The organism is Sporolactobacillus shoreicorticis (genome assembly GCF_024125445.1).
Taxonomy (GTDB): Bacteria; Bacillota; Bacilli; order Bacillales; family Sporolactobacillaceae; genus Sporolactobacillus; species Sporolactobacillus shoreicorticis.
In genome coordinates, this window is the sequence record NZ_JAMXWM010000002.1 from 199,566 (window position 1) to 220,533 (window position 20,968).

Consider the following 20,968-nt stretch of genomic DNA (forward strand, 5'->3'; position numbering starts at 1 on the left):
CGGAAAAGTTTTTCTGTGACATGTGGGAGGTTTAAATGATGAGCGTTATTTTGAACGCACGGACAGATCTGATTCAATGGATGACATCGATGCTGCCGGATATCGATCAAGAAGATGGTCAGACCGGTGCAGCCTATGGTAAGCCGATTCGTGCCTTCGAATTATTTGCTCGCCCGTTATGGGGAATCTTTTCTTTGATTGCATCTGGTGACCGTTCACCTGAAACGGATGCATATATCAAAAGAATAAAATCAGGCATTTGTCCGAAGTACGATCAGTATTGGCCCAAGGCAACGACGAAAACACGTCAGATTGTTGTGGAATCGGCAGTGTTTGGATTTGGTCTTGCCTACTGCAAGGAACGATTATTGCGTTATTTCAATGACATTGAGCGTAAGCAATTGCAAGAATGGCTGAATTCGGTCAATCAATGTGAATTGCCGAGGGGAAATTGGCTGTTCTTTGCCGTGTTGATCAATTATGGTTTAAAAGTCAATCAGATGCGTTACAGCCAAGAAGCTATGGATCGTGCTTTAAAAAGCATTGAATCGATGTACGTTGGTGACGGATGGTATTTTGACGGTTTTGCGGGGCAGAGGGATTATTATGTTCCCTTTGCTTTTCATTATTACGGACTGCTGTATTCGACCTTGCTTCCAGAAGGTCCGGAAAAAGAATTATATGGGAAACGTGCCGAACGCTTCGCCAAAGATTTTATCTACTGGTTCGATTCGGAGGGTCGATCCGTGCCCTTTGGACGCAGTCTTACCTATCGGTTTGCCCATGTTGCGTTCTGGTCAGCAATGGTCGTCTCTGGCAGGCGCCCGTTTCCGCTTTCCGTGATGAAAGGGATTATTTTTCGAAATTTACGCTGGTGGTCCGAGCAGCCGATCTTCTCGGCAACGGGACAACTGTCAATTGGCTATGGCTACCCAAACTTAATTATGTCAGAAGATTATAATGCTTCCGGTTCTCCAGCGTGGGCCTTTAAGACGTTTATCTTACTGCTGTTACCCGAACATCATCCGTTTTGGACCATTGAGGAGGCGTCTTATCCGGCAAAAATGGGTATTCGAAATTTAAAGCACGGAGGTTTTCTGGCTGTCCATGATCATCTTTCAGCGGCGAATTATTTACTATCGACGACACAATGCAGCCGGCTCCCGATTCTCCATACAAGTGAGAAATACGGAAAATTTTGTTATTCCACTTACTATGGATTTAATATTTCTAGGGATGTCTCGGGGATCGAACACTCTGCCTGTGATTCGACATTGGCATTGGCAGTTGCCGGTAGCCGACAATTTTTTTCACGAACGCAGATTTTGCACGGTTGGCAGACATCAGAGTACGGGTACAGTGAGTGGCAGGAGCAACCCTATGTTTTTATCCGAACTTGGCTGATTCCGCTAAACAGCCTCTGGCATATACGTATTCATTGTGTGGATGCAAAGTTCAGTTTGGATTCCTATGAAGGAGGATTTCCACAGTTCGAGTGGAATGAGAAATTTAACCAACCGATTGCCGATGAACACTCGATCCGACTCAGCAGTCATTCAGGTACGAGTGCAGTAATCGATGCATTTGGAAATCGAAAGCCGATGGTTGTACCTCAGGATCCGAACAGTAATTTGTATAACTGTGAAAAAAATGCCATTCCCGTTCTTTATAAACGACTGACGGTTGGAAAGTCATGGATTGGCTGTTTTGTTTATGGTTCACCAAAAGAACTATGGAATCCATCGGATGTGCCTGTTGCCGTTATGGATAATGGACGGCTGGAAATCACTCAGAATGAACGGCATATTGTTGTTGATCTGAACAAAAGTCGGCAACAATGAAAGGTTATATGGAAAGGACGAGGTGAAATGATTAATCAGACAACAAAAACATGGAGTGCGGAAGTTCAAGCCAAAATTGAACGGAAAATCGAAGCAGAATGCGAACGTCTTGAATCAGGAATTCCTTATATACCTGAAAATGGAAAATATGAGGATATGGGTCAAAAGGATATTATTTGGTGGACGAATGGATTCTGGGGCGGCATACTTTGGCAATTATATCATGCCACCAAAAAAACGATATTCCGGGAAACCGCTGAGAAGGTTGAGGAGCGGCTGGATAAAGCATTTGACATCTACAAAGGACTGCACCATGATGTGGGATTTATGTGGCAGCCAACGGCGATTGCCGACTATCAATTGACAGGAAATGAACGTTCTTTGCAGCGTGGCCTTCATGCGGCAGCCCTGCTTGCCGGTCGTTATAATCCGCGTGGTAAATTTATTCGCTCATGGAATCGTGATCGTGCAGGATGGGTCATTATTGACAGTATGATTAATATTCAAACGTTATTTTGGGCAAAGAAAGCGCTCGGCGATCCTCGCTTTGGCTATGTAGCGGAAGATCACGCGGATACCGTGCAAAAATACATTGTTCGTGAAGACGGTTCTGTGAACCATATTGGCGTATTTGACCCTACAAACGGTGAATTACTTGAGACACCCGGCGGACAAGGCTATGCTTCAGGCTCGTCATGGTCACGCGGTCAATCCTGGGCCATTTACGGATTCGCGCTTGCATATCTTCATACCGGAAAGAAAACCTATCTTGAGACTGCAAAAAAAGTTGCTCATTATTTTATTGCCAACGTCTCAAATACCGGTTTTATTCCGCTTGTTGATTTTAGGGCACCTAAAGAACCAGTCATGTGGGACACAACCGCAGGAACATGTGCAGCATGCGGAATGCTGGAAATTGCTAAACATGTACCGGATTTTGAAAAAGATTTGTATGGAGATGCGGCCATTCGAATCTTAAAGGCGATTGAGGAAAAGTATGCGAACTGGGATGATGATGAAGACGGAATTATCGATTATGGCACAGGTTCATACCATGATGAAAAATGGACCCATGTACCAATCATCTATGGAGATTATTATTTTGTTGAAGCCATTTTGAGATTGCAAAATCACGATTTTCTGCTCTGGTAATTGAAAAGATTAATTCCGAAAGAAAGGGCTTGCATAATTGAACATCGTAAACTATAATATGTATATAGTTTCCTAATAGGATATATATTTTATTATAAAGAAACTCGACGCTTGCTTAATCTGGTCACTTGATCAGTGTCCTGCACTGATTGTGTGTCGGTCAGCATGTGCTGGCTGATGAATAAAAACTAATTTATACAAGGAGTGCGATTGAGATGGGTTCAGAAAATAAATTGGATGAATTTAAGTTGAACTGGTTTGACCTGACTGGAAAAGTAGCGATTATCACCGGTGCCAATACTGGACTTGGACAAGGCTATGCAGTTGCTTTGGCAGAAGCCGGTGCGGATATTTTTATTCCTACGTTTGGAACTGTCGATTGGGATAAAACGCGTGCCCTTATCGAAGAAAAAGGACGTAAAGTTGAATTTATCGATATTGATTTAACAAAGAAAGAATCACCGAAGCAAGTCGTTGATGCTGCGCTTAAAGCATTCGGGCATATTGATATTCTGATTAACAATGCTGGTACGATCCGTCGTGCACCTTTACTCGAATATAAGGACTCTGATTGGGAATTTGTAATGAATATTAACTTGAATGCAGTTTATTACTTGTCTCATGAAGTGGCAAAAGTATTTGCAGAACAGAAACATGGTAAAATCATTAACATTGGTTCTATGCTTTCATTCCAAGGCGGTAAATTTATTCCTCCATATACCGCCAGCAAGCATGGTGTCGCTGGTATTACAAAGGCATTCGCAAATGAGCTGGGTGTTTATAACATTCAGGTGAATGCCATTGCACCGGGCTATATCAAGACGGCGAACACTGCCCCAATTCGTGCCGACGAAGCACGAAATAAAGAAATCTTGGATCGTATTCCAGCCGGACACTGGGCTGAACCGTACGAACTGATGGGAACAGCTGTGTTCTTGGCAAGCCGCGCTTCCGATTATGTAAACGGTCATATTCTTGCCGTTGATGGCGGTTGGTTGGTAAGATAATTGTTTTTAATCCTTCTAATAATAAGGAAGGAAAAAAATGTAAACCCCCGGTAAACAAGCCAAAGCTTGGTCTGCTGGGGGTTTTTATATGCTGGAGGCGTACGATGAATTTATCTTTTTCAACATTGGCCTGTCCTGACTCAGACATTGATGGCTTAATAGCCAAAGCAAAGGCTTATGGCTATAATGCCCTTGACCTTAGTAGATATCGTGGAGAAAGCCAATTCTATAAATTCCCTGAATTTTCAACTGAAATCAATCTAACGAACGAAAAAATAAAAAAAGCTGGTTTAGGTGTTTCCTGTCTGTGCAGTCCGATTCGACTAATGACGGATTCTTCGGATCAGCGCGCTGAAGATCAAATCGAATTAAGAAAATATTGCTGGATGTGTAAACGATTGCACACTAACTATGTTCGGATATTTGGGGGGAGAATAAAAGATAGATCCAGAGAAGCAGCAACCCATATCGCGCTAAGTCATTTAAGCAAATTACTTAGCATTGCAGAAGAATATCAGGTTGTCCTTTTGTTGGAAACGCATGGTGACTGGTCAGGCGGCACGCAGATCAGGAGCGTTATGGAGCAAATGGATTCTCCCTACTTTAAATTGATATGGGATGTGCATCATACGTATCGGATCGCCGGGGAAAGTCCTGAACAGACATGGGCACTTCTAGGTGAGTGGATTGTTCATACTCATTGGAAAGATTCAACATTGGATGACAGCGAAATCGGTTATCGATTTTGTCTGCCGGGAGAAGGAGATATTCCTTTGAAATCAATTTATCGACTGCTCAAACAGAACCGATACAGCGGGTATTATACGATTGAATGGGAAAAATTCTGGCATCCGGAAATTGATGAGGGGGATGTTGCACTACGGCAGTATGCTGATTATATTCATCATCTAGAACGAATTTGTTAACGATTATAAGCATAGTGAAATTCACAAAAATAATGGGGAAAATTTTAAAAAAAACAATAAAACGTTTACAGATAAATGTATATGCGATAAAATAAATACATGGTTTATTATATATAAAATTAGTTTCTTAATAATACACCGAATAAGGCGTAATCATGCCGCCTGATGAATCAATTAACTATTTGGAGGGATAAAGATGAGTGAATTAATTACTGCTGGTGAACCGATGGTGTTGTTTATTGCGGATGAAAAGGGTGCGTTGAGCGATGTCGCGCATTTTACTCGTTATATGGCCGGCGCGGATGTCAACGTTTCGGTTGGTGTTGCACGACTTGGTCATTCGGTAACTTTTCTGACACAGGTCGGGGAAGATCCATTTGGTAAAACGGTGATCAATTTTCTTAAAAAAGAAAAAATTGATACAGAAAGTGTATTGAAAACATCAAAGCAGCAAACAGGATTCATGTTGAAAGCGTTGTCGGATGATGGAAGTCCGGAAACTTTTTACTTTCGAAAAGGAAGCGCTTCATCAACGATTACCCCAGAATCGGTAGAAAATATCAATTTCAACGGCGCAAAAATTTTGCATCTAGGGGGCATCCTTGCTGGTTTAAGCGTTTCAGCTTATCAGACAACGTTGGCACTGATTAAGGCGGCCAGACAGCATGGGCTAACGATTACTTTTGATCCGAATCTGAGACCGGTCATTTGGGATTCAGAAGAAGAAATGATTCGACGGACAAATGAAATTGCATTCCTCTCTGATATTGTTATGCCGAACATCAAGGAAGCAAGAGCGCTGAGTGGGGAAACCGAAAAAGAAAAAATGGCGGATTTCTTTCTGAAAAAGGGTGTGAAGCAGGTCATTATCAATCTTGTAGATATAGGTTCTTACACGAAAAAGGTGCGACCTGATGGAGGATTTGAAGAACTACTCGTACCGAACTATATTACCAAGCATATTGTGGATCGTATTGGTGCCGGAGACGGATTTGTTTCAGGTGTGGTTTCAGCGAAGCTTGAAGGATTGAGTGATCGAGAGACTTTGTTACGTGGCAATGCGATCGGTTCCATTCAATTGCAGAGTCTCGGTGATAATGATGGGCTTCCGTCAACCGGACAGCTTCAGGCATTTATGGAAAAAACAGAATTAGCCAAATCGTATTAAAAGGGGTAAGAAATGTGGCTGTTCAAGGCGATGCTCGAAACGTGGCAACAATGAATGAGCAGACGGCACGGGCAGATTATTGATGAAATGAGACAAATGACCGGCAGCAGCCATGCAACAGATCTATCGGATGGCCAACTTGTTGAGCTTATGCTCCGGTGGCTGGACAGGAAGCATCAATGGTTGCAAACGAATTTGCATTGGAGAAAGAAGACTGGATTGTTCCGACATTCCGTGACATACCTTCGCTTGTATTTCATGGATTACCGCTTTATAAAGCCGTTTTATTTTCAAAAGGGCACTTTCTCGGCAATCAAATTGCGAAAGATGTTCGGGGGGTTGTCTCAACAAATTATCATTGCCGCTCAGGTGACGTAAACGACAGGCATTGCCGTGGGGCTGAAAAAGAGAGGTAAGTCCAACGTTGCGGTTGCTTATTTAGGTGATGGAGCAACATCGCAGGGCGACTTTTATGAAGGAATGAATTTTGCGGGTGTCTTTAAGGCTCCAGCGATTTTTATCTGCCAAAACAAACGATTTGCAATTTCTGTTCCTGTCGAGCAGCAGACAGCTGCAAAAATACTGGCACAAAAAGCGATAGCTGCCGGAATTTCCGCGATCCGAGTAGACGGTATGGATCCCACTTGCTGTTTATCAGGCAGTAAAAGAGGCAAGAACGGCGGCACTGAATGGAGAACCAACATTAATTGAAATGCTGACCTACCGCTATGGTTCGCATACGATGTCCGGCGATGATCCGACGCGTTACCGTTCAGAAAATTTGACGGACGAATGGGAAAAGAAGGATCCACTGATCCGGTTCCGAAATTATTTGCAAGATAAAAAGCTGTGGAACAAAGGTTTGGAGGATGAGGTCGTGGAAGAGGCAAAAAAAGATGTGTCCGAGGCACTGGCTGCTGCAAACCAGGTTCCAAACCAAAAGGTTACGGATTTACTGAAAAATATGTATGAAAAACCGCCCCACACCTTGGAGGAACAAATCGCCGACTACACACTAAGATGGGGAAAATGACAATGATAAAGGCAATTACAGATGCAATGCGTCAATCGCTAGAAGATGATCCGAATGTACTTGTGTTCGGCGAGGATGTCGGCAAAAACGACGGTGTATTTCGGGCAATCGAAGGTCTTCGGAAGGAGTTTGGCGAGGATCGTGTGTTTGACACACCACTTGCCGAATCAGGAATTGGCGGTCTGGCGATGAGGCTGACACTGCATTAGCGGCGCTGACGGATCGAGACATTCAGTTTAAAGCACCTTACAATTGTGCAGAAGCAGTTTTAATTGCGGATAACGAAAGACATCACGGTTTTTGGAGAGATGAGGCATGTCGTACAAAGGGACAACGTGAAAATATTGCCTTCATATCGATTGCTGATGTGACAAATCAGAACTATTGTATTTATCTTGACTGTGAACGTCAATAAGGAACGCGGTATATGAAGACTTTTTGCACATAGAATTCTTATTGAAGCCTTCTGAACTCAAATGACATGTTATTGATGATCAAGACGCTTTGATGCGGTTTTAGGCATGTCGTTGCGGTTACAGCTAAGGCACTTTCAACACCAGAATTGAAAAATTCAGTAAGTAATTGAGGTGAGAGGCATTTGGCTGGCGGAAAATATAAATTAATGTGCATTGATGTTGATGGAACCCTCATGGATTCAAATAAAGACCTACCTGAAATAAACAGAAAAGCAATACGGGAAGCCCACAGCCATGGAATAAAAATCGCTGTCGCGTCCGGAAGATCCCCTTCTTCCGTTCAGGAATTGATTGACACCATGGGGATTCAAGGTTATGCAATCTGTCTGAATGGTGCTTATACTTATATAGATGATCACAAACAAAAGCAAGTGATTTCGCGATATGCATTGAATAAGAATCAAGTGAATAAAGTTGCAAGTGTTATCGATAAATATAATGCTCGCGTATTTTTCTCAACGTCCACATCTAATATCACGAATAAATCAGTTACAGATACTCAGGTTACTAAAATTCAAAAGTCGGTAGCGGGACATCGGCGATTGATTGTTTGTAATCAGCGTGAAAAATTGGCTGAGGAACTGGCAACACATTCGGGTTCAATTTTAAAGGCAAGTATTATGGAACCGGATGAGAAGAAGTATTATAAAATAAGACTTGAGCTAGAGGCGGCACAACTTTTTAATGTTGCGCAGTCCGATCTCAACTACATTGATGTCAACCGAAGGGGCGTTAATAAGGCAATTGGTGTAAGCGATCTGGCCAATCATCTGAATATCGATTTATCATGTGTTATTTGTGTAGGCGACAACGAAAATGACATACAGATGATTAAAAGTGCGGGAATGGGTGTCGCAATGGCTAATGCTTGCCATGAACTGTTAAAGGTCTCCGATGCAGTCACTTTATCAAATGACGAATGCGGTGTCGCTAAAGTCATCTATGATTATGTGCTTGCATAGGAAATTCTGCTGCATCATTTGATTCTTCATTAGGTATCGTCTATAATTACATAGTTGGACTAACCTTAGAAATATGATTTGAATGGTTGCAAATTGGAGTGGGCCAATTGTAGCCATTGGCGGATGGTGAAAATATGACAGAAAATAAACCATATGGAACGGTTATCCTGCGTGCAAAGCAGATTCTTGATTTTCTTGAACATGAGGATCAGCCGGTTAACCTGCAAAAGATCTATACATCATTGAATACAAGCAAATCTACGGTGTTGAAAATTTTAAATACACTATGCATGATTGACTTTGTCAAACGTGAAGAAGGAACCAAACGCTATACACTGGGGACGAAGCTGATCAGCTATGGCGAAGCAGCGAAAAAGTCATTCAGTGTCATTTCCATTGCTGAACCCTATTTAATCGAACTAAATGAAAAGATTGGCGAAACGGTTCACTTAGGAGTTTATGATCGCGATCAGATTATTTACATAAAAAAGCTCAATGCAAAAAGTCGAATTATTCTGCGCTCACAAGTCGGTCATTCGGTTGATCTGTATTGTTCAGCAATGGGAAAAGCCTATCTCGCTGAACAAGATGAAGCTGAGATCCTTTCTTATCTGGATCGCGTTAAAATAGTAAAAAAAGCCAGAAATACAATCTGTGATAAAGAACACTTGCTTCAGGAATTGCAGATGACTCGACAGAGGGGCTATGCATCAGACGATCAGGAAAATGAAGACGATATATTTTGTGTCGCCGTCGCATTAAAAAGCAGTCAGGCATTAGAAGGATTGATCAGTGTCAGTTCACCGCTCTTTCGTTTATCAGATGAAAAAAAAGAACAGATTATTGAACGATTAAAGGAAACGAAGCAGCAAATAGAGCAAAAGCTGAACAGATGATTATTGTTCTATTATGATCAACTCTATTTGAGCCTGGTTGAGTTGTTAATGCCAAATCAATTAAATACTTTTGCATATCGGTTGATGAGCTGATGGAAGAAAAGAGAAGTGAGGAAAAACGCGAATTTTTTTCACTTCTCTTTTCTATCGAGCTTAATACGAGCATATTCGTTTTCTATCCAATAATGCAAGTCATAGCAGTTAAAACTTTGATAAGATGCCCCTTTTATTATTCAGTACCCGTGCATGATTCCTCTTATACGCAGTCAACGTTGTCTCCAATTATTACTTTTTTTGTTAAAGAACAAACAAACAGCGGTTTTTCTTACTAGTAAAGAAAGTATATAATTTTGCCCCGTATTTAAACGAATAAACCAGTGTCTTGGCCGAGAATCAAAGCGGAGGTGCGAGACCCCGCAGATTTTTGCTTGTCTGAGGAGACTCGCGGTCCACCCGCGGCAAGCGAGCAACTGAAGTGTCGCTCAGGAATAAGATTGAGGATCCAAGCCGCATCCCGAGCGGTCGCTTTTTGCCCGGTTTTTCTCAACAAGAAAAGAGAGTTTAGCGTTGTGCTTTGCTGGTACGACGATAAGATCATAAGATTTGGTTGGACGATCAGGTAAGCGCTCAATCTGATAAATAGACGGAAAAATTACCCTTATTTGCCCGCGAAACAAGCTCAAGGTGCAAATAACCGGAATATCTCCGCTTATTTTTTACTTGTTATTTAATGAAGAACCAGCATGCTTCATGCAACGCAAAAGCTACCGTATCCTGTAGAAGTACGGATCGGGCGCTTCTTGCCTGGTTTTTCTTTTTTTTAGTTTTTGCTATTTAAATTCTAAAAAAGGTGTTCTTATTTGGAACAATCGGATGAAAAGAAAGGGTTTACACGAATGCAAAAATGACGTACAATAGAATAAAGTTTATTAATGATAAATCAATTTTACAAATAAGAAATTAAGGTGGCGGTTTTATGCTTCGAAAGGTAGCGGTTTTATCACAGCTTGAAAATAATGGAATCGTTGCAGTGTTACGTGCGGAATCAACAGATAAAGCATTGAAAATAGCGGATGCGCTGATTAGTGGTGATGTAAAAAGTATTGAACTGACTTTTACGGTTCCGGATGCAGATACGGTCATTAAAAAATTAGTTACTGATTATGCTGATAACTCGGAAGTTGTGATTGGAGCAGGAACAGTTCTTGACGCACATTCGGCCCATGATGCCATTGCAGCAGGTGCAAAATTCGTAGTATCACCAACTTTCGACTCGGCAACGGCCGCTTTATGCAACCTGTATCAGGTTCCGTATATCCCCGGTTGCATGTCGGTTAATGAGATGAAAAGTGCAATGCAAGCAGGGTCGGATATTGTTAAATTGTTCCCAAGCAATGTCGTCGGACCGGCATTTGTCAAGGATGTCATTGCACCACTTCCGCAACTTGAAATTATGCCTTCCGGTGGAATTAGTCTTGACAATCTGGGGGATTGGTACAAAGCAGGGTGTAGGGTGATCGGTGTTGGTGGAAGCCTTCTTAAACCAGCGGCAACTAATGACTTTGCTAAAATTACTGAAGTTGCACGTGCTTTTATCAATAAGTACCATCAGTTGCGTGAACAATATGTCTGAAATATTGTGTCTTGGTGAACTACTGTTGCGTCTATCAACGGAGCGGGGCAACTTGCTTAACAGTAGCCATCGGTTAAATGTTCATTATGGAGGGGCAGAGGCAAATGTAGCTTCCATTTTGGCAAACCTCGGGCATTGTGTTCATTTTGCCACTAAGCTGCCCGATTCGCCCTTGGGTGATGCTGCCGTTCGCACATTACATGCCAATGATGTAGATACCTCACAAGTGCTTCGAGGAGGCAGTCGAATCGGGGTTTATTATTTGGAAAGTGGTGACAGCCTTCGTTATTCAAAAATCATATATGATCGGCTAAATTCGGCGATTGCAGAAATGGATATCGGTGAATGGGATTTTGACAAACTCTTTGATGGAGTCACGCTTTTCCATATTACTGGAATCACGTTTGCTTTGTCAGAAAAATGGCGACAATATGGACAGAAATTGATTCAGGAAGCATTTAACCGGAACATTCAAATTAGCCTTGATATCAATTTTCGTCCATCGATGTGGACGATAGGCCAGGCAAAGTCGGCCATCAGCCATGTATTGCCCAAGATCAGTTATTGCTGTGCCAATTACTTAGACGCTCGTAATTTTTTTGATATTGATCCTTCCATTGCCAGACCTGGCAACATGGAGATATGCTACCAGAAAATCAATCAGCGTTTCCCAAATATCAAGGCATTGTATGCAACGAATCGTCATGTGATCTCAACTTCAGATAACAGTCTACAGGGAATTTTTTGGAAAGATGGTCAATTTATTGCCTCCAAAAGTTACCAGCTTATTCCGATTGTCGATCGAATTGGTGGTGGAGATGCGTTCGCTGCAGGGATTTTGCATGGTATTCTTCAGAATATGAATTTAGAAAAAACGGTTGACTTTGCAATTGCAATCGCGCTGCTTAAGCATACCGTCAAGGGAGATTGGATTCCGATTTCGGAGCGCTATGTACTTGACTGGTTGAAAACGCCAAATGGTGATGTTAAAAGATGATTCAATTCTTATAAATTCAGACGTCGATGGACATCTATGTATGATTGAATGTCCATGGGCGTTTGTCTGTATACAATGCATTATTTGGCGGACCTATTCAACCATTAAAAAAATAAATCGATTGTCAGGACAAACGCCAGCGCAATAAAAAAATTCAGCAGATTGTGTCGACGACATTAACCGTTTCTCTTTTTTGCGGCGACGTATAGAGATTTCATAAATTTATAACACAAAAAATCTTAATTCCATGGTATTAATCGGATCAGACTAGTTTGACAATTATGTGGTTTAATCAATTCCATTTCGGTGAGTCACTTAGGTTCCATAGACCTATTGTTTGCTCACGTGGAACAAGAGTCTTATTGTCACGACAGAATGCTGGCACGTAATTTGCATAATGAAGAGCGAACAGATTGCAAAAGACAAAAAGTGAGGAGAGGATTACAAATAAATGTAAACGCTTTATTTACTGGCTTGAAGAGTTTTTTCAAGCAAAAAAGTCGTTTTTAATCATGTGAAGAAGAGGGGAAGAGAATGAAAAAAACAGTGCATGCGATTCTGGTTTTATTACTGGACACTTTCCTGATTTTATCAGCATTAACCAGTGTTCAGCCCGTTCAGGCACAAAAAAAATTAAAAGATAAACAATCGGCAAAAATTGAGCAAAGGAAAAAGCAGTCAGTGTACAGTCAAAGATATGAGGCGGAAAAATTTTATAAAAAGACCGGAAATATATATATTAGAAAAAATGGTGATGCCGTTCCTGTAGCAAGCGGCATTAGCGTTTCAAATCAGGAAACATATGCAGACGGGCTGAAAGATGTGGATTTAAAAGATTCCATTGTCCTGAATCACGCTTCAAATGGCCAATTCGTTGACTTCAGCAATCCAGTCGCGGATGCAAGCAGTTATTTGAATACAATTCCCGAGGGGCAGGACACAGTCACATGGAAAGTTCAGGTACCAAAATCGGGTTATTATCGAATTCGTTTCAGATATAATAATCCTGCTACAGAATCGGAAATAAAGGTGAATGGCAAATCACTAAATGCCAATCGCAACATTCGTGATGAACGAAATCTCCGCATTACGATTAATAATGAACGTGATCCGTTAAGTGACGAAGGATGGACCGGCTGGATGATTTTCAATATTTCCGGGTACAATGACGACAACTTCACGCAGGCTGATTCACAGACGGACAACAACTATGAAAAGGTAAGAAACAATGTGAAATGGAACAATAATTACATGAATGTGTATTTTAAATCGGGCGTAAATGATCTGACATTGGGGATTCAGGCTCCACCGGGGCAAGGCGTTTATGACGGGCCAAATCTTGATTATTTTGATGTGACCTATATAGGCAAAAAGTATCGTGCCGAATCACAGGTTCCCTATGCTGCTGACGACTTTAAATTTCAGCATCCGGGAATCTACTATACCATTGATGATCTTAAAAATATGAAGATCAATAAAGACAATTTGGGTACCGTCTATGGGAAAGGATATAAAGAAATTAAGGATTCTGGACTGTCTGATTCCGATTACCAACCCAATCCGCAATCGCTTATTGATGTGGGGCCATATAATAATCCTAATATAGGAGGAACACAATTCACAAAGGATGGAACAGCTGCTCACTATAATGCACTCAGATGGTATATGGATGGCAGTATTGCCAATGCCAAAAAGGCCATCGAAATTTTAAATGAATGGTCATACAGTTTAAAAGAGGTTGGTCATGGGAATGATGCAAAATTAAGATTTGCGCTTGTCGGTCCAGATTTCTTAAATGCAGCGGAAATCTTAAAAAATGTCTATAACAATGATCCTAAGATTCCGCAAGAAGATAAATGGCAAGATAAGGACATTCAGGCATTTGAACACTTTATCAGAACCATGATGATTGCAAAGACCGGTGAATACTACCCGCAGGCAAACGGAAACTGGGATGCATTAATAGGCGGATTTAATATGGCCGCCGGCGTGTACCTGAATGACACGCAGCTGTTCAACACAGCGATGAAACAATTTTATTTGGGAGATGTGAGAGGCAAAGCATATCCTTCAATGGGGGCACTGTCCAACTATATCTATCCATCCGGCGAATCTCAGGAAAGTAGCCGCGATCAGGTTCATGCCCAGATGGGACTGACTGGTCTTGCTTATCAATGTGACATTGCTTGGAATCAGGGAATTGATTTATTTAGTGCATACCAAAACCGCCTTCTTAGCGGCACTAGCTACAATGCCAAATATAACATGGGCGGGAATGTACCTTCTAAAACGTTCATCTCTGACCGTTCAAGAGGCACCGGAGCCAGTGTTTTTGAAATCGTCGCAAATCACTATCTAAATCAAGTATCTGTCGACACCGACGTTTCCGCAGTTGAAGAAGCTGCGGAGGTGCTGTCCAGAAAACAGGGGACTCTGAATGAGGCTAAGGTACCTGCTGCTTATTATGGGGCAATGATTTTCAGAGATAAGAAGTATTCCGTATCTCTTGATCTCAAATCAAACACTAAATCTTTGTCGAAAATTGGTGATCGTTTCATTGTTTCCGCACAGGTTAAGACCGATTCGGAATTAAAAGATGTCCGCTGGCATTTATCAAGTAAATTGAAGCCCTATTTGCGAACCTCGGTTAACAAACAAGGGGCATTTGTGGCTGAGTTAATAAAACAGCCTAAATCAAAAATTCATGCATCACTATCTGCCGGTGCCGTAAAAAATGCATCAGTGCATCAATCGATAAGGCTGACGATTAGAAATAAAAGATCGCATTGAAAGACGTGACTTATTTGTGCATGATGACAGCAAACAAAGAACGAGAGGTGAGCACTATGAAAAAAAGGCACGTTGTGCTGCACTGCTTTGCAGTGTTGCTCTTACTTGCAGGGATCGGAATACCCTTTGGTTCCCAGGTATCCGCTGAGCCTGCGTCAAATGTACTGCAGGTTAACAATCGAGTGAAGCTGTTGATCACAAAAAAGAATGGTTTTGTTCACCCGGGGATCAGCGTCGACCCCTATCGTTTACAGGAAACACGTCGACAGCTGGTTAAGCAAAAGCAACCGTGGACTGCTTATTATCAAGCGATGGCTTCCAGTGACTACGCATCAACGACTTTCAAAGCTTCGAATTTGAAGGCAGGCACTTTTGATACACCCAAGGATTCAACCTTCAAAAAAAGCAGTCAGGAAATGACCTTAAGTGCCGATGGTTTTCGAGCCTATACTCAGGCAATCATGTACTATCTGACTGGTAACAAACAATATCGGTATAATGCGATTCGCTTGGTTCGCATCTGGGAACATATGGATTCTAGCCAATTTTCCTATTATGCAGATGCACATATTCATGTCCCGGTTCCGTTTTATTACATGGTCAGTGCTGCGGAACTTTTAAAATATACGACGGTGAATGATCCGTTGTATACAGATCCGGACAAGAGCGATGGCAACACGGAGCCGGTTAATTTGAATTGGACCAATGACGACAATCAGAAACTAATCCAAAATCTGATTGATCCGGTTATGAAGACGTTTCTGCCATCCAATAATAAGTATTTCAATCAACATCTCTATTCAATAACGGGTGTTTTTGCTGGTTCTATTTTTAAGAATGATAAAAAAGTTTATGATCAAGCGGTCGAGTGGGCAATGGTCAATGCCAACACGGATAAACCGGATATTAATGGTTCACTAGCTAATCTTTTTCATCAGGTTGACGGCAAAGATCCGCGTAATCCTATTGGTCGTTCCTATGTGCAGCATCTGGAAATGGGCCGGGATCAAAATCATGCCAAAGACGATGTGCTGGACCTTATTGGTATTGCCAGAATCCTTTCACAGCAGGGAACAAGGATAGACCCGCAAAAGGGAACGGTATCAACCGCACCTAAATCACAAACACCGTATGAATTTCTAAATAATCGGCTGCTGGCCGGAATTGAGCAATTCTATCGCTACAATGCCGGTTATACGATTCCTTGGACACAATTTGCGGAAGACGGCGGAAAAGATTATCCGGCGGTTGTCGCAAACGGTACAGATAAAATTATCGATTACGGTGGCACGATTTCAACGGATAGCCGTGGCAGAATGGGTAAATATTTCAGTCTGAGCGAATTATACGATGTTTATCGCTATCAGGAGCATATGTCAAAGACCAAGCTCACCAAGATCGCACCAAGTGTTGTTCATGCAGCGGAGAATCTCAGTGCTCCGATTTTCTACGATGGCACGACGCTCACCAATTTCTGGGGCAGCTACAGTGATAATAAAATGACGGAGATTGGCTGTGAATATTGGTTGTCCATTCCGACTGCGATTCGTAAGGATTCATCAGTTACCCTCCCCGTTGCCCAGCCAAGCAACTCCAATGTCAGCTTTTCCAAACGGGGAACCATTCTGGATCGCGTAAGGGCTAAGTTTGTTAACAAAAAAAACACAAGCTTTGTCCGAGTTCAGGCGGTGAAAAACCAGAAAGAGATTAAGGAAACTGACTATGACCGTCTTTACCCCAAAGATAAGACAACGGTGCGCGGAGGCAATCAAATTGCCTTGTCTTCGTTGGTTAAGGGAGACGGAGATGCCGGTTATGTCACACTACGCATACGGTCTAATGGTAAAGCTAAACTGTTGATCAGCGGCGGAAACAGCAATACGGAACCTTATCAACAGGTTGAGATACCGGATACAAAGGGTCAATGGATCAACTTGGTTTATTCAACACGTGACGATGAGCTATCATCAAGAACAGCCAAACAGCTGGGTTATATGGACTTTTATGCAGTAATTGCTGGTCACAGCAGCACGCATGTTGACTTTGATCAATTAGTCTATATAAATCGGCCGGGTGGTATTCAGACCTCTGTTCCCGCAATTAATGAACCTGACGACGCTACCAATTATCTTATTAAAAATAGTTCATTTGAAAAAAAGCTAGATACAACGAACACCGCGGGTGCTGTATTCTCATTAGAAGACGCTCCTGATGGTATGAAGATTGATCAGAGAGGAGTAATCACATGGACACCGAATGAACGAACTGCTAAACCCATTTCCGTACTTGTTCGTGTAGTGAATAACGGAATTGTGTGCACCAAACAGCTGAACTTTGCCGTTGAGGATACGAGAGCGCAGGCATTGCAGGCGGTACTTGATGCTTATGATGCAACCCAGACATATACATCTGAATCAGTTAATGCGGTAAAGCAGCAACAGGAAAAGGTTGAAGAACTCCTCAAACAAGACAATGACGCTGTGTTCCTTGAAACATTGCAGACCTTGGCTGATAAAATCGACAAATTGGAATTGTTGAATCCAAAGCTTTCTGATGGCAGCCTCAACTATAATGCCTACGATTCAATTGTGGCGACAGTAACGGGAATGGCAAAGAGCAGCCTCGGAAATCTAATTGATGATGACCCGGTTACTTATGATGGCAATCTGTTAACTCCGATCATCTTTGACTTTGGTGAGCATGATGCCATTTCGGCAAGTTCCTTTGCCTTTGAGGCACGAACCGGTTTTCCGAATCGCCTTCAAGGGGCAAATGTATATGGATCAAGTGACGGTTTGACCTGGACGCTTATGACGACACGGCCAACTTCTCAGACAAATTCAATCGAAAAAATTGCGGTTAAAGATGGAGTGACGGACAAGTTATTCCGATATATTAAACTACAGGTAGATGAACCTGGTCCGGATACCGATCCAGCTTATCCGGGCATCTCTTCAAGGGGCGAATTCCATATTTTTGGCATTCGTTACGAGACTCAATAAGAGGACCGATATCAGCTTAGGAATCATGAAGGACCTAAAAAGCTCAAATCATTAACTTAAAAATCCACGAATGAAAAGCGTGGATTTTTTCACTTTGCTCCAAATTTAACCTGAATCAAAACTTATTTTAGGCTCCACAGTGTAAAACATACATTAACACTATTGGACGTTCATCCTGAAATCGGTATAATAGAAAATAATGAAAACGCTTTACTTATCGGAGGCATTTTCAATGAAAACAAAAACGGAAAACAGAGTCCTGTCCATTTTGCACGACCTGCAATCGGTGGCGACAACGCAGCAGATTGCGGCAAAGCTAGGTTTAAGTCGCACGGTAACAAGCAGCCATTTAAATCAAATGCACCAAAAAGGTATGGTCAGGAAGATTGGGAAAAAACCGGTGTACTGGAAGATCCATCAAATTGGGCATGAAATTGGGGCTGACAGCCAAACAACCGATAAAGCATCAAAAACAGGTCAGGATGTGTTTCTGTCATTTATTGGTGCCGAAGGCAGTCAAAGAGAAGTAATTAAGCAATGTCGAGCAGCGATCACCTATCCGCCCAACGGATTGCCAATTCTGATAACCGGAGAAAGCGGCGTGGGGAAGAGTTTTCTCGCTTCACTAATCTATAAGTACGCAAAACAAAAGCACCTGATCGCATCGGATGCTCCATTTAAGATATTAAATTGTGCGGACTATGCAAATAACCCCGAACTCTTATCTGGTATGCTTTTCGGATATAGAAAAGGGAGTTTTACCGGAGCAGAAAATGACCGTCTTGGCTTACTAAATTACGCAGATGGCGGTTATCTTTTCCTTGATGAAATTCATCGTCTTTCCTTTGAAAATCAGGAAAAATTATTTTTGTTTATGGACAAAGGGCGATTTACAAAACTTGGGGAAAATGAGAAGTGGCAGCACGCTAATGTGCATCTAATCTTTGCGACAACCGAAAATAGCAATCATGTTCTTCTAGAGACATTCAGGAGAAGGATCAGCGTTAAGGTGAACCTTCTCCCATTAAGCAAACGCTATTCCTTCGAGCGAATCAGTCTCATTCAGACGTTTTACCGACAAGAAGGGGAACGGCTGAAAAAAAGAATAAAAATTAATGGAAATGTCATTCAACTACTCGCCTCTGGTTCGGTAGAAGGAAATATCGGTGGTATTCGAAATATGATTCAACTGAGCTGTGCCAATGCCTACATTACGAATAATCAAGGCGAAATGCTTGAAATTACTTTGAATGAAATGCCAGCACATTTGATTCGTTTGGCTGATGAGAACTTAACGATCAATTATGAACATATGACGGATCTTATTGTCGGTGCGGCTGATGAGAACGAACCAGCGATCGAACATACTGCAGGGTTTCAAACACTAAAAGATTTGTTTGACGAGTTTGATATAAAACGTAAGGAAATGGAGGAAAGCGGAAACTGGACTGAATTTTATATTGCCTGCCAAAGTCTAGTAAAAACAATAAGGTCTGAACGAAATAAAAGCTGGGTTGTGAGTTCGTTATGGAACGATTTTTTACTCCGGAAGACAGGACGGGCTATGGCAACTTTTTTTGAAAAGTATGGGATTACAAAAAGTCAGGATCTGATTAATGAACTATTGGAGCTCCTCTCTTATTTCTACAGTTCAAGCAGTCGTCATTCTCATCGAAATGATTATGCTCGGCTTATGGAAATTCTTAGAGTCAGATATCCGAAAGCAACGTACCTGTTACACTTGCTAAGCAGCTCTGAACCGCTGCTTCTGGAAGTTAAAGATGAAATGTTCGAAATTCTATCAATTATTTTGATACACAATTATGTGGATGAGAAGATTAATCTAATGGGTTTGCTGATTGCTCATGGCAACAGTACGGCATCGAGCATACAGGAAGTTGTCAATCGAATGTACGGAACCTTCGTGTTTGAGGCATTTGATATGCCGATTACAAGCTCAGTTACCGAGATCATTGCGAAAGTACGTGATTTCCTACGCTGCTTCGATCAGTCGGACGGATTGATCCTGATCGTCGATATGGGATCACTTGGAAGACTGTATGCCTCAATCAAGAACAATGTCAAAGGAGAATTGCTGATCATTAATTATTTAACGACTCCGGTTGCTCTTGATGTAGGCGTTAAGATGATCAATAATGTACCTTTTAAAGAGATTACCGATTCGGCTGCGAAAACGTACAAAATTGAGGCTCAGTATTTTGAGTCGGTAGAAAAAAATATTCTGATCTCTTGTATGTCCGGATTAGGGATCGCCGAGCGAATTAAGGAAATTCTTGCATCCTTTATCCGGCCGGGAACGCTGAGACTGATCACTTTAGAATACAAAAAGGTACGCGAGCTCTTTTCAGATGAGCAGGAGGCGAACATTTCAAACACATGCCTTCTCATCACGACCAATAATCTGGAACAGAAAAACAGTCATTTTCCAATCCTGAATATTTACGATGCGCTAAGAGAGAATGGGGAGCGGGTACTTTGGGAAGTGATCTCGCCATTTATGGATAGACAAAATTTCCAAAAAATGATGACCCAGCTAATAAAACTGTTTTCAATTGAAGGCGTTGCCGCTCGATTGAAAATATTGAATCCCGATGTTGTGATTAGTGAGTCCGAACAAATTATTGCCGGTTATGAATCCCATTTTGGAATTCAGTTAAAAGGATACAAGAAGTTCAATATATTTATGCACTTATCGATGATGTTCGAACGGCTGGTTCTGAACGGCAATGATGAGGAAGACCATTTTCCAGAGATTGTTGATGAGAAGGAGAAGGAATTTGTGAATTTATCTGATACTCTTCTGAAACGTCCTGAACAGCGATTCAATATAATTATTCATCGGAGTGAGATTCATTTGCTTTATGAACTTTTTAAGGAAATCATTTAGCATTTGTACAGGTAGTACAGTATATTCGTAACGTCAATGACACATGAAAGCCATGTGTCTGTTTTTTTTTATAAAGTGTCCGTTTTTGAAACCGTTTTAATAAAAGTGTTCGCTTTTTGTTCCGAAAGCGCTTCTATCAGTACTTTATTTATTTGACTGTTTTTCTGGCATGAAAAT

Annotated in this window: 12 protein-coding genes and 2 pseudogenes; all 14 read left to right on the forward strand. The window is 41.6% G+C overall.

Features of this window, described 5'->3' with window-relative positions; all coding sequences use genetic code 11:
* Positions 1–38: 38 nt before the first annotated feature.
* The 14 genes and pseudogenes from NIE88_RS02575 to NIE88_RS02640 all read left to right on the forward strand — a co-directional run bounded on the left by NIE88_RS02575 (position 39) and on the right by NIE88_RS02640 (position 20,791).
* A complete protein-coding gene (locus NIE88_RS02575; RefSeq protein ID WP_253058391.1) occupies positions 39–1,841 on the forward strand; it encodes a DUF2264 domain-containing protein in 1,803 nt (600 codons plus the stop codon).
* Positions 1,842–1,868: 27 nt separating this feature from the next.
* The gene (locus tag NIE88_RS02580) at positions 1,869–2,993 is read left to right on the forward strand and encodes a glycoside hydrolase family 88 protein (RefSeq protein WP_253058395.1); all 1,125 of its coding nucleotides are present in this window, start codon (positions 1,869–1,871) and stop codon (positions 2,991–2,993) included.
* A 215-nt stretch (positions 2,994–3,208) separates the two neighbouring features.
* Positions 3,209–4,000, forward strand: coding sequence for a 2-dehydro-3-deoxy-D-gluconate 5-dehydrogenase KduD (gene kduD / locus NIE88_RS02585; RefSeq protein ID WP_253058397.1), 792 nt, complete (start codon positions 3,209–3,211; stop codon positions 3,998–4,000).
* 104 nt (positions 4,001–4,104) lie between these two features.
* Entirely contained in the window at positions 4,105–4,926 is an 822-nt protein-coding gene (locus tag NIE88_RS02590; RefSeq protein ID WP_253058399.1) for a sugar phosphate isomerase/epimerase family protein, read from the forward strand.
* 196 nt (positions 4,927–5,122) lie between these two features.
* The gene (locus tag NIE88_RS02595; protein ID WP_253058401.1) at positions 5,123–6,094 is read left to right on the forward strand and encodes a sugar kinase; all 972 of its coding nucleotides are present in this window, start codon (positions 5,123–5,125) and stop codon (positions 6,092–6,094) included.
* A 149-nt stretch (positions 6,095–6,243) separates the two neighbouring features.
* A pseudogene (locus NIE88_RS02600) lies at positions 6,244–7,127 on the forward strand (thiamine pyrophosphate-dependent enzyme); the annotation flags it as partial.
* Positions 7,115–7,333 (forward strand): annotated as a pseudogene (locus NIE88_RS02605) (alpha-ketoacid dehydrogenase subunit beta); the annotation flags it as partial. The pseudogenes NIE88_RS02600 and NIE88_RS02605, both read left to right, overlap by 13 nt.
* A 392-nt stretch (positions 7,334–7,725) precedes the next feature.
* A complete protein-coding gene (locus NIE88_RS02610) occupies positions 7,726–8,565 on the forward strand; it encodes a Cof-type HAD-IIB family hydrolase (RefSeq protein ID WP_253058403.1) in 840 nt (279 codons plus the stop codon).
* A gap of 134 nt (positions 8,566–8,699) precedes the next feature.
* Positions 8,700–9,461, forward strand: a complete 762-nt coding sequence (locus NIE88_RS02615; RefSeq protein ID WP_253058405.1) for an IclR family transcriptional regulator — start codon at positions 8,700–8,702, stop codon at positions 9,459–9,461.
* Between the two features lie 976 nt (positions 9,462–10,437).
* A complete protein-coding gene (locus NIE88_RS02620; RefSeq protein ID WP_253058407.1) occupies positions 10,438–11,094 on the forward strand; it encodes a bifunctional 2-keto-4-hydroxyglutarate aldolase/2-keto-3-deoxy-6-phosphogluconate aldolase in 657 nt (218 codons plus the stop codon).
* A gap of 52 nt (positions 11,095–11,146) precedes the next feature.
* Positions 11,147–12,091, forward strand: coding sequence for a sugar kinase (locus tag NIE88_RS02625; RefSeq protein ID WP_253058409.1), 945 nt, complete (start codon positions 11,147–11,149; stop codon positions 12,089–12,091).
* Between the two features lie 534 nt (positions 12,092–12,625).
* Entirely contained in the window at positions 12,626–14,881 is a 2,256-nt protein-coding gene (locus NIE88_RS02630) for an alginate lyase family protein (protein WP_253058411.1), read from the forward strand.
* Positions 14,882–14,937: 56 nt separating this feature from the next.
* Positions 14,938–17,883: a hypothetical protein gene (locus NIE88_RS02635; RefSeq protein ID WP_253058413.1), complete on the forward strand. Its 2,946-nt coding sequence runs from the start codon at positions 14,938–14,940 to the stop codon at positions 17,881–17,883.
* A gap of 232 nt (positions 17,884–18,115) precedes the next feature.
* Positions 18,116–20,791 (forward strand): sigma 54-interacting transcriptional regulator, encoded by a 2,676-nt coding sequence (locus tag NIE88_RS02640; RefSeq protein ID WP_253058415.1) that lies wholly within the window; start codon positions 18,116–18,118, stop codon positions 20,789–20,791.
* Positions 20,792–20,968 lie beyond the last annotated feature (177 nt).